9 protein-coding genes are annotated in these 10,715 nt (G+C 61.0%); 2 read left to right on the top strand and 7 right to left on the bottom strand.

Annotated features, from left to right (window positions below; translation table 11 throughout):
* Positions 1-1,266: UDP-N-acetylglucosamine 1-carboxyvinyltransferase (murA, locus tag QZT71_RS10755; protein ID WP_295915960.1), on the bottom strand; the 1,266-nt coding region annotated here is incomplete at its 3' end.
* 247 nt (positions 1,267-1,513) lie between these two features.
* On the opposite strand from murA, the gene rpmH reads away from it, so the two are divergent.
* Both rpmH and QZT71_RS10745 read left to right on the top strand, forming a co-directional pair.
* The gene (gene rpmH, locus QZT71_RS10750) at positions 1,514-1,675 is read left to right on the top strand and encodes a 50S ribosomal protein L34 (protein ID WP_295915963.1); all 162 of its coding nucleotides are present in this window, start codon (positions 1,514-1,516) and stop codon (positions 1,673-1,675) included.
* A gap of 136 nt (positions 1,676-1,811) precedes the next feature.
* Positions 1,812-2,309 carry a GNAT family N-acetyltransferase gene (locus QZT71_RS10745; protein WP_295915958.1) on the top strand — a complete coding sequence of 166 codons (498 nt, stop codon included), beginning with the start codon at positions 1,812-1,814 and terminating at the stop codon, positions 2,307-2,309.
* A 112-nt stretch (positions 2,310-2,421) separates the two neighbouring features.
* Here QZT71_RS10745 and QZT71_RS10740 read toward each other — a convergent pair whose 3' ends face one another.
* The 6 genes from QZT71_RS10740 to QZT71_RS10715 all read right to left on the bottom strand — a co-directional run.
* Positions 2,422-2,667 (bottom strand): hypothetical protein, encoded by a 246-nt coding sequence (locus tag QZT71_RS10740; RefSeq protein WP_295915955.1) that lies wholly within the window; start codon positions 2,665-2,667, stop codon positions 2,422-2,424.
* Between the two features lie 587 nt (positions 2,668-3,254).
* Positions 3,255-3,821, bottom strand: coding sequence for a DUF4924 family protein (locus QZT71_RS10735; protein WP_295915952.1), 567 nt, complete (start codon positions 3,819-3,821; stop codon positions 3,255-3,257).
* A gap of 102 nt (positions 3,822-3,923) precedes the next feature.
* Positions 3,924-6,152, bottom strand: a complete 2,229-nt coding sequence (locus QZT71_RS10730; RefSeq protein ID WP_295915949.1) for an inorganic phosphate transporter — start codon at positions 6,150-6,152, stop codon at positions 3,924-3,926.
* 305 nt (positions 6,153-6,457) lie between these two features.
* Positions 6,458-8,614: a translation factor GTPase family protein gene (locus tag QZT71_RS10725; RefSeq protein ID WP_295915946.1), complete on the bottom strand. Its 2,157-nt coding sequence runs from the start codon at positions 8,612-8,614 to the stop codon at positions 6,458-6,460.
* A gap of 170 nt (positions 8,615-8,784) precedes the next feature.
* Positions 8,785-9,909 carry a DUF418 domain-containing protein gene (locus tag QZT71_RS10720; protein WP_295915944.1) on the bottom strand — a complete coding sequence of 375 codons (1,125 nt, stop codon included), beginning with the start codon at positions 9,907-9,909 and terminating at the stop codon, positions 8,785-8,787.
* A gap of 285 nt (positions 9,910-10,194) precedes the next feature.
* Positions 10,195-10,715 (bottom strand): MqnA/MqnD/SBP family protein (locus QZT71_RS10715; RefSeq protein ID WP_295915942.1); only part of this gene is annotated, 521 nt, incomplete at its 5' end.

The raw sequence follows: 10,715 nt of genomic DNA, 5'->3' as shown, positions 1-10,715 counted from the left end.
GCCGTCGATGTCCTTGTAGCCGCGGTCGATCTGGTCGATATTCTGGATTGTCGAAACCCCCTCGGCCGACATGGCGGCAATCAGCAACGCCACGCCCGCGCGGATGTCGGGCGAGGTCATGCGCGTCGCCCGCAGGCGGATGCGGTGGTCGTGGCCGATGACCGTGGCGCGGTGCGGGTCGCAGAGGATGATTTGCGCCCCCATGTCGATCAGCTTGTCGACGAAGAACAGGCGGCTTTCGAACATCTTCTGGTGAATCAGCACGGCCCCCTTGGCCTGCGTCGCCACGACCAGGAAAATCGACAGCAGGTCGGGTGTGAGTCCCGGCCACGGCGCGTCGGCGATGTTCATAATCGAGCCGTCGAGGAACGTATCGATGCTGTAATGCTCCTGCCGGGGAATGTGGATGTCGTCGCCGCGCTGCTCGAAACGGATGCCCATGCGGGCGAACTGCGCGGGGATGATGCCCAGGTTTTCGTACGACACGTTGCGGATGGTCAGCTCCGACTGGTTCATGGCGGCCATGCCGATGAAGCTGCCCACCTCGATCATGTCGGGCAGCAGCGTGTGTTCCGTGCCGCCCAGCGATTCGACGCCCTCGATGGTCAGCAGGTTCGAGGCGATGCCCGAAATGCGGGCGCCCATGCGGTTGAGCATCTTGCACAACTGTTGCAGGTAGGGTTCGCACGCGGCGTTGTAAATGGTCGTGAAGCCCTTGGCCAGTACGGCGGCCATCACGATGTTGGCCGTGCCCGTTACCGAAGCCTCGTCCAGCAGCATGTAGGTGCCTTTCAACTCGCGGCCCTCGACCATGAAGAACTCGTCGGCGATGTCGAAATTGAATTTCGCGCCCAGCTTCTGGAACCCGATGAAATGGGTGTCCAGCCGGCGGCGGCCGATTTTGTCGCCGCCCGGTTTGGGGATGTAACCCACGCCGAAGCGCGCCAGCATCGGGCCGATGAGCATCACCGAACCCCGCAGGCGCGTGCAGCGGCGGCGGTAATCCTCGGTTCGGAGGTAGTCGAAGTCGATTTCCCGGGCGCAGAACGAATAGGTGTCTTCCGCGAGCTGTTCGACCTCGACGCCCATGCACCGCAGCAGTTCGATGAGCTGCATGACGTCGAGTATGCGGGGGATGTTGTGCACCGTGACCCGTTCGGGGGTCAGCAGCGTCGCGCAGAGTATCTGCAACGCCTCGTTTTTGGCGCCCTGGGGCGTAATGCTACCGTGAAGCCGGTGGCCTCCTTCGACTTTGAAAATCGCCATAATTCGTGAAAATTTCCGGCGGAAACCGTTTCCCGCCGCAGACAGTCCGTCGCCGCGCAGGGCATCCCGATCGGGGCGGGAACCGTGCGGGCTTTCGCTCTCTTGTCAGACAAAGATAAAAAGATTTCGTGCTTTTTACCCGGCTTTTCGAAATATTTTCGTGAAAAATTTTTGCGGATAACTTTTTTGTTGTACTTTTGCAATCCGTAAAAATGTCTGAAACAATAAAAAGTATATAGCTATGGCAATGAAGAGAACTTACCAGCCCTCGCGCCGGAAAAGAATCAACAAGCACGGTTTCCGTACCCGTATGGCTACGGCAAACGGCCGCAAGGTGCTGGCTGCACGTCGTGCGAAAGGTCGCAAGAAGCTGACCGTATCGGACGAGTCGACGTTCAAGTACGCTTAATTCCCCCGGGGAAACGATTAAAAAGGTCGACTTCGTGTCGGCCTTTTTTTTTGCCCGCTGCGGCCGGTTTCCGCTGCGGGATGCCGTGGGCGCTGCACGGGAAGGGCGGAGTCCTGAAATTTAAAAACTGTTCGATATGCTGACAATCCGACGAGCGACGGAGGCCGACTGCGGCCTGATACGGAGCCTTGCCGACGAGGTGTTTCCAGCGACTTACCGCGGGATTATCACGCCGTCGCAGACGGCCTATATGATGGAGTGGATGTACGGGCCCGAGGTGCTGGCGCGGGAGATGCGCGGGGAGTTCGCGTGGTTCGTCGCCTCGGCCGACGGCGAGCCCTGCGGCTACCTGTCGGTGCAGCACGAGTCGGAAGACCTTTTCCACCTGCAGAAAATCTATGTCCTGCCCCGCTTCCAGGGCCTCGGCGCCGGGGAGTTCCTCTTCCGCCACGCCGTGGAGTATATCCGTTCGGTGCATCCCGCGCCCTGCCGTATGGAGCTGAACGTCAACCGCAACAACCGGGCGCTGCATTTCTACGAGAAGATGGGGATGCGGAAGCTCCGCGAGGGCGATTTCCCGATCGGCGACGGTTTCTACATGAACGACTATATCATGGGGCTGGAGATCGGGTAGGGACGGCCCGCGTCTCGATTTTTCGCAAAAACAAATACGTCGCAGCCCCGTGCCCCGAACCCGGGCAATCCGCCCCAAAGGCGCCGGTCGTTGCCGCTGCGGGTGCTGGCCGTTACCGTTGCGGGCCGCAGAGCAGCCACACGGGGTCGATTTGCGGGTAGTGCGCGTGAATGCGTCCGACGATTTCGGGTGTCATGGGCGCGCCGGCGTGGAGCATGCCGTAGAGCGTTTCTGCGCAGACGCCGATGCGTCGTGCGAAAAGGGCTGTGTGGAGCCCCGAGGCGCGGATTACGAAGCGCAGCCGTTCGTCGGCATACCGGAAATCGTTGCTGCGGGGACGGCGGGAAGCGGGTGTCATGGCGGACAAAGGTTTAAAAAGTCGGTATCGCCGCGCCCGGAATGCCGTGCAAAACGAACGCGGACTACTGTTACTTATCCGGCGAAAGGCTCTGGAAAACCCTGAAACAAATAAGCACATATAGCCCGCGCCGTAATGACGTAGGAGCATACACATCCTGTACCATACGGCGCGGGCGCCGCAAAGCAGGATATGCGCCTGACCGTTTCGAATAAATTTTCCAGATTTTTCGCCGGTCAAGACAATCCGCAGTACGGATTGCAATGCAAAGATAGGGATTTATTCGGATTTCCGGTTCGCCATTTTGCAAAAAGGCGATACCGTACCTTCTGATGGCAAAAGCGACCATCTGCTTTTCGGTGGCGAAAAGTACCGAAACCCATTCGCATGCCGTTTTCGCGGGAGCGGACGCGGCGCCTCGCTGAACGGTCACGAAAGACTGCGCTTTCCGCCCGCCCGTTCCGGGCGCTCGGTGCCGCAGCCGCCCTTATTCCGCTGCAAACGGCATGCGGAGATTGGCAGCCCGGCATGTTCGTCGGCGCGGGTTCTTTGGTGCTTTCTTCGAAGAAAATACGTAGAATCAAACGTTATTTCGGGGAGGCGGTTTTGAACAAATCGATTTCGCCGCGCTCGACTTTGCCGTACATGTCCGCGAGCTCGGCGACGACGGGCGAGATGTATTCGAGCGTGTCGGTGACGGCCGTCTTGTCGCCCTCGCCCTTGATGCGGTAGAGCATCGCGGCGTACAAAGCCCTGAAACAGAGTTCCGTGTCATTCATGCCGGGGTTGCCCACGACGGCACGCAGGCGCGGCAGCTCGGGCTCGAGGCGCGCGTAGGTCCGGCGGTAATGTTCGCCTACGGGGAGTTTCATCAGCTGGAGGTGCAGGTCGTGCAGGTCGGCTATCAGGTGCAGCGTGTGTTCCAGGTGCCCCTTCTCCTCTTTGCCCTCCTGTTGCAGCAGGTTGACCAAATCCATGTACCACAGCAGGTAGACGTGCTTCTGCTCTTCGGCGATGTCCTTGCGGGGGCCAATGAGCGTCGAGAAAATCGCCTCGGGGCTGAATTGCAGCGCCCGCAGCAAATCCTCGAGCTGCCAGAGGTAAAGTATGTATTCGGCGATATTTTCGCGTCGTTTGGCTTTGGCTATATCCATTTCGTATGCGTTTTTTGTTTCCGGCAAAACCGGGTGTCCGCTTTTTGCAAAAGAGAAAGAACGTTGCGGCATCGGGCCGGTATTCCCGGAGCCCCCTGCCGCTTATTTAATCCACTTCTGCGGCCCCGTGCGGTGCTTGAGGAAGTATTGCTGCGATTTGAGGAGGTTGCGCGACTGGAGCACCATGTTCTTGGTTTCGGTCAGGATGGTCAGGTACAGCATGCTGGCCTTGGTGTTCGACCGGGCCTCGTTGATGCGCGAGAGCTCCGACTTGATGGCGTCGGCAATCGACTCGAACAACTGGTCGCGCAGCGTCAGCACCATTTCGATTTCCGTGAAGTCGCCGTCGCGCAGCATCTGGTTGATGTGGCGGTAAATCGACTCCACGTCGTCGTTGATCGACATCAGGTCCTTGGCCTGCTCCTTGGACAGCCCCTCGTGGTTGTTGTCGATGTGCTCGAAGGCCGGGCGCGTGATGTGCATCAGCGCCTTGGTCATCTCGTTGAGGTAGTCCACCACCTGCACGTAATAGTGGGCCGTGTTGACGTCGCTGCTCTGCAGTTTCTTGAGCGTGGGCAGCAGCGTGTATTTGCGTTCGCGCGACTGGTAGAAGAGGTCGTTCGACTCCTTGACCATGTCGCGCAGCACCTTGCGGTTCTCCTTGAATACGGCAATCAGCGTGCGGTCGTAAATCTTGGTGGCGCACTCCATCGTGCGGCACACCTCTTCACGCAGGTTGCCGATGATGTCCTCGGAGGTCTGGGCCTGGGCCTGGGCCTCGGCAGCCGCGGGTTTGCCTTTTTTCATGAAGTTGCTGTGGATGAGCATGTAGCCGCACAGCACGGTGACGACGATGAATGCACCCGTGCCCCCGTAAATGAGCGCGAGTCCCACGACGAAGGCGATCAGGAAGCCGCCCAGCGCCGTGATGAACCACCCGGCGACGACGGTCATCACGCCCGAAATGCGGTATACGGCGCTCTCGCGGCCCCAGGCCCGGTCGGCGAGCGACGAACCCATGGCCACCATGAAGCAGACGTAGGTGGTCGAAAGGGGCAGTTTGAGCGATGTGGCGATGGCTATCAGCAGTGCCGAGGTCGTGAGGTTGACCGTGGCGCGTATCATGTCGTAGGGGGCGCCGCTGTGCTCGACATCCTCGTATTCGAAGCGGCGCGAGATGGCGGCGCGCACGCGCGGCGGAATGACGCGCTCGATGCCGGCGTTGATGTTGAGCGCCGCGCGGACAATCGTGCGCGACATGACCGACGAGCCGTACTGCTCGGTGCCCTCGTCGCCCTGCGCCGAGAGCGAAAGCTCGGTTTCGGTGACGTGCATGGCCTTTTTCGACGTCCAGAGCGTGAGTATCATGATGGCGCCTGCGGCCACCAGCACCAGGAAATTGGCCGGGACATTCTCGTTGAGTGCGCCCATGAGCATCTGCGGGTCGCCCGCGGCGCGGGCAATCGAGAAGGCGTCGAAGCTGGCCACGGGCACGCCGATGAAGTTGACCAGGTCGTTGCCGGCGAAGGCCAGCGCCAGGGCGAATGTGCCCGAGAGGATGGTGATGCGCAGGATGTTGATTTTGAACCGCTGGATGAAGAAGAGCAGCAGCGAGCACACCGCCCAGCATATCACCAGCGACGGCAGCAGGTTGCGGTCGACCAGCTCGACGAAGGCGTGGCCCGCGAGCAGCGACTTGAGTCCCTTGAAGATGGCGAAATAGACGATGGCCGTGAGCGAGGCGCCGCACCACAGCGAGCCGTAGCGGCGGAAAAGCACCGTGTAGCGGAACGAAAAAATCATGCGCGAGATGTACATGACCACCGTGCCGCAGGTGAAGGCGATGACCACCGAGAGCAGAATCGCCGAAACAATCCCCATGGCGCGCGAGGTGTTGATGAAGTGCCCGAGCGAGCCGACGCCCATTTCGGGGTCGTTCGAAATCTTGTAAATCGACACGGCGATGGCGGCGCCCAGCAGGCAGAAAACCAGCGACACCGTGGTCGAGGTGGGCAGTCCCCACGAGTTGTAGAGGTCCAGCAGGATGATGTTGGCGAACATCACGCCCAGGTAGAGCATCATGACTTCGTGGAAGGTGAAAAGTCCGGGGTTGAACATGCCGCTGCGGGCCACTTCCATCATGCCGCTCGAGGTGACCACGCCCACGAGGATACCCACCGAAGCGACGGCCAGGATGACGCGCATCGAGGCGGCTTTGGAGCCGATGGCGGAGTTGAGGAAGTTGACTGCGTCGTTCGTGACGCCGACGAAAAGACCTGAAATGGCGAGGATTCCCAGAATAACGACAATTACGGTGTAGATTTCGCTCATGTTGGGTTTTAGTGCAAATTGTGAACAAATTTACGCCATTTTTTCCGAGGAAACGGTTTCGACTTCCATTGTTAACATTAACTTAACATGACCGCCGGCCCGCGGGCGGCGGGGTGCGCGCGGCTGTTGCGGTTGTTACATTGTTACAGGGGCGTGTCACGCATGAAACAATGTAACAACTGTAACAATTGCCGGAACCCGCGCAAGGATATGTACCTTTTTCCGCAAAAAGCAGATGGCCTGCAGCAATTCACCGAAAAAAGGCAGGACGCGGTGTCCTGCCTTTTCCTTTTCCGGGCGGGGAGCTACTCCTCGTCGGTATCCGTGTAGGCTTTGAGCAGTTTGTCCTGCACGTCGGCGGGAACCTGCTCGTAGCTGGCGAATTTCATCGTGTAGGTCGCCGAGCCCGACGTGAGCGACGAGAGCGTCGTCGAGTAGCGGTACAGCTCGGCCAGGGGCACCGTGGCGTTCAGGCGGTCGAAGCCCTTGTCGGACTCCATGCCCGCAATCATGGCGCGGCGGTTCTGCAGGTCGGACATCACGGCGCCCATGTAGTCCGAGGGCACGAGCACCTCGACGTTGTAAATCGGCTCCATGATTTTGGGCCCGGCGTTGCGGAACGCCTCCTTGAATGCGTTGCGAGCCGCCAGCTTGAACGAAATCTCGTTCGAATCCACCGGGTGCATCTTGCCGTCGTAGACCACCACGCGGATGTCGCGGGCGTAGGAACCCGTCAGCGGGCCTTCGTCCATCTTCTCCATGATGCCTTTCAGGATGGCGGGCATGAAGCGTGCGTCGATGGCTCCGCCCACGATGGCCGAGTAGAATTGCAGTTTGCCGCCCCACGGCAGGTCGTACTCCTCCTTGGTCTTGGGGTTGACGACCATCTCGCCCTTGCCGGGAACCTTGTAGTTCTTGGGTTCGGGCATGCCCTCGTAGTAGGGTTCGATAATCATGTGCACCTCGCCGAACTGGCCGGCGCCGCCCGACTGTTTCTTGTGGCGGTAGTCGGCCTGTGCGACCTTGGTGATGGTTTCGCGGTAGGGAATCTTCGGCGCGATGTAGTCGTAGGAGAGTTTGTTCTCCTTTTCGATGCGCGTGCGGAGGATGTTCAGGTGGTGTTCGCCCTGTCCCTGTATGATGGTCTGTTTGAGCTCCTTGGAGTATTCTACCAGAATCGTGGGGTCTTCGAACTTGGCGTCGTTCAAGACCTTGCCCAGCTTCTCCTCGTCGCCCTGCTCCTTGGCCTTGACGGCGGCGCGGTAGCGCGGTTCGGGGAAGACAATCGGCTCGACGGTCACGGGGGCCGCGGCGGCTGCGAGCGTGTCGTTGGTGCGCGTGCCCTTGAGCTTGACCGTGCAGCCGATGTCGCCGGCCATCAGTTCGGTCACCTTGACGCGGTTCTTGCCCGCCACGGCGAACAGCTGCGAAATCTTCTCCTTGTTGCCCGTGCGGGTGTTGATGAGCTCGGTGCCCTCGGCGATTTTGCCGCGGATGACGCGGAAGTAGGTGATTTCGCCGATATGCTGCTCGACCTGGCTCTTGAACACGAACGCCACGGCGGGCGCCGTATCGTCGGCGGCGATTGCCTCGCCCTCGGTCGAGCGGAAATCAGGCGCCTTGAGCGGGCCGGGGGCCACGTTGATGATGAACTCCATCAGGCGCTTGGTGCCGATGTCGCGCTTGCCGCTGGTGCAGAAAATGGGCATCACCTCGCGGTTCGAGAGGCCGATTTTCAGCCCCTGGCGGATGTCGTCCTGCGTGAGCGTGCCCTTGTCGAAATAGAGCTCCATGAGCGCTTCGTCGTGCTCAGCGGCCATCTCGACCAGCTCCTTGTTCAGCTCCTGGGCCCTGTCCAGCTCCTCGGCCGGGATGTCCAGCTCCTCGCGGTGGCCGTCGTTGTCCTTGAAGCGGTACATTTTCATCAGCAGCACGTCGATGAAGGCGTTGAATTCCGGGCCCTGGTTGACGGGGTACTGCACGATGACGGGCTTCACGCGCGACGAGGCCCGGATGGACTCGACGGCCGCCTCGAAGTTGGCCTTGTCGGCGTCGAGCTGGCTGATCACGCCGATGACGGGTTTGTTCAGCAGGCGCGCGTAGCGGGCCTGGATTTCGCTGCCGACCTCCCAGCCGTTCTGGGCGTTGAACAGGAATACGCCCACGTCGCCCACCTTGAAGGCCGAGAAGAGGCTTCCGCAGAAGTCGTCCGAGCCCGGGCAGTCGATGATGTTCAACTTGCGGTCCATGAATTCGGTGAAGAGGATGGTCGAATAAATCGAGCGTTTGTATTCGTGCTCGATATCCGTGTTGTCCGAGAGCGTGTTGTTCGCCTCGATACTACCCCTGCGGTCGATGACCTTACCCTCGAAGGCCATCGCTTCGGCAAGGGTAGTTTTTCCCGTGCCGGGCGCGCCGATGAGTACGATGTTCTTGAGCTCTTTTGCTGAATAGTTTTTCATATTCCCGTATGGTTTTAAGGTTTTGCGGTGGTTCCGGGCGTCGTCGGGAATGCTCTGCGGGGCGGGTTTCCTGCTGCGGAAAGGCGCGCGGCCGGGCATTTTCCGATTAGCCGACTATAAATATACAAAAAAATCGGGATAACCAAACGGGGAGGTGAAAAAATCGCCCTTTACGAGGCGATTTTGCGGTCGAAAAACGGAATGTCGATCCAGGTCAGTTTTTTCCACACCCATTCGACGGGGCCGTGCGTGTGGCGCCGCAGCCAGAGGCGGCAGAACAGGTACTGCACCAGGATGATGCCCACGCCGGCCAGCGTGCCGTAGATGACGTCCACGTGGCGGTAGAGGCCCAGCCCCCAGTTGTAGAACAGGGCGGTTCCCAGCAGCGATTGCAGCAGGTAGTTGGTCAGGCTCATGCGGCCGAAGAGGGTCATGCCGTGCAGCGCCCGCCGGAACCCCGGCCACCGGTACCACAGCAGCACCACGGCGGCGACGATTGCTGTCGCCGTTGCCAGGTTGCGCATGGCCTGGAACGGCACGAGCCAGGTGCCGAGCGCGCCCAGCAGCAGCAGCGCGCCCCATATGCGCAGGTTGCGGCCCTCGTCGTAGAACAGGCGGTAGCGGCCCGCCAGCATGCCCAGTATGAACATCAGCGGCGTCTGCGTGCCCCGGCCGTTGGCCACGGCCCAGCTGAAGGAGTTGAGCGGGCCGTAGAGCAGGCTCACGCGGGCGCTCTGGGCGAACGAGCCCGTGGCCAGGGTCGGGTAGAGCGTGTCCATGCCTTCGATATGGCGGATTGCGAGCGTATGCCCGCTGAAATACTGCCACAACTCGAGCGGCTGGATGAAGAGCACGGCCGCGATGAGCCACACCCAGCGGTTGGAGAGCTTGCCGATGGGGATGAGCAGCAGCCCGAAGAGGGCGTAGTAGGTCAGCACGTCGCCGTTGTAGAGCGTGGCGTTGATTAGCCCGATGGCGAACAGCAGCGCCATGCGCCAGGCGAAGCGCAGCGAGAAGTCGCGGCCCCGCTGGGCCTGGTTGTCGCTCTGGATGAAGAAACTCAATCCGAACAGCAGGGCGAAGATGGCGTACATCTTGCCCGAGAGCAGGAATCCCAGTGCGTCGGCCGCGGGCTGCTCCCAACTGCCGAACCCGGCGCGCGGCAAATCGAGGGCGCTCCAGTAGAGGTTGAAGTGTTCGCGGGCGTGGAAAAGGATGATGCCCGCCACGGCGATGCCGCGCAGGGCGTCGGCGACGTGGATGCGGGTGTTGGGGAGGTTGGTCGTGCGGTACATGTCGTGGGACGGGGTTGGGTTGGTTTTTATGCGGGGTTGCGGGGCATGCCTGTTTTGTTCTGTGCGGGTCCCTGCGTGAGCGTACCGGAGTCTGCTTCCAGGGGCCGGGTGTCCGGGGGCCGGCCGGGCTGTGTTCCGGGAGGCTGCCCGGTTGCAGCGTGCCTGCCGCAAGGGTATTCGCTGTGCTCCGGAGTTTCCGTGCCGGACTGCTTATCCGTGCTTTCCGGGGGCCGGCTTCTTTGCGTTTGCTTCCGCCCTCCCCGTTTCAGCCGGGATTGGGCCCGGTTACGGGACGACGCCCGTCAGCGTTTCGACGGCCCGGCGGCCTTCGTCGCCCAGCCCGAGCGAGTAGTCGTTGACGAAGAGCGCGATATGCGCGTCGATGACCTTGTCGTCCAGCTCCTGCGCATGTTCGCGGATGTAGGCGCGCGACGCCCCGGGGTGTGCGAAAGCATATTCGATGCTCTTCCGAATCAGGCCCGTGATTTGGCGGCGCACCCGTTCCGGCAGGCTTTTCTTGGCCGCGATGCCGCCCAGCGGCAGGGGAAGCCCGGTACGTCGTTCCCACAGCTGCCCCAGGTCGGCGATTAGCTCCAGCTTCCGTTCCCGGTAGACGAAACGCCCCTCGTGGATGAGCACCCCGGCGTCGTAGTCGCCCCGTTCGACGGAGGCTGCGATTTCGGAGAAGAGCACCGGAACGCGCTCCTCAATCTCCGGGAACAGCTTGCCCAGCAACGCATTGGCCGTGGTGTGCGCTCCCGGCACTGCCGCGCGGCGAACCGGCCCGGCCTCGCCTGCACGGCGTA

Source organism: uncultured Alistipes sp. (assembly GCF_902388705.1).
Classification (GTDB): domain Bacteria; phylum Bacteroidota; class Bacteroidia; order Bacteroidales; family Rikenellaceae; genus Alistipes.
Note: the sequence above shows the minus strand (reverse complement) of the source record. Positions and strands in the feature narration are given on the sequence as shown.

What these genes read in the sequence shown, in the direction of transcription:
- QZT71_RS10735 (WP_295915952.1), bottom strand. Translation starts at nt 3,821, where the DNA reads ATGGATATAGCCAAAGCCAAACGACGCGAAAATATCGCCGAATACATA.
- rpmH (WP_295915963.1), top strand. Translation starts at nt 1,514, where the DNA reads ATGAAGAGAACTTACCAGCCCTCGCGCCGGAAAAGAATCAACAAGCAC.
- QZT71_RS10730 (WP_295915949.1), bottom strand. Translation starts at nt 6,152, where the DNA reads ATGAGCGAAATCTACACCGTAATTGTCGTTATTCTGGGAATCCTCGCC.
- QZT71_RS10725 (WP_295915946.1), bottom strand. Translation starts at nt 8,614, where the DNA reads ATGAAAAACTATTCAGCAAAAGAGCTCAAGAACATCGTACTCATCGGC.
- QZT71_RS10740 (WP_295915955.1), bottom strand. Translation starts at nt 2,667, where the DNA reads ATGACACCCGCTTCCCGCCGTCCCCGCAGCAACGATTTCCGGTATGCC.
- QZT71_RS10720 (WP_295915944.1), bottom strand. Translation starts at nt 9,909, where the DNA reads ATGTACCGCACGACCAACCTCCCCAACACCCGCATCCACGTCGCCGAC.
- QZT71_RS10745 (WP_295915958.1), top strand. Translation starts at nt 1,812, where the DNA reads ATGCTGACAATCCGACGAGCGACGGAGGCCGACTGCGGCCTGATACGG.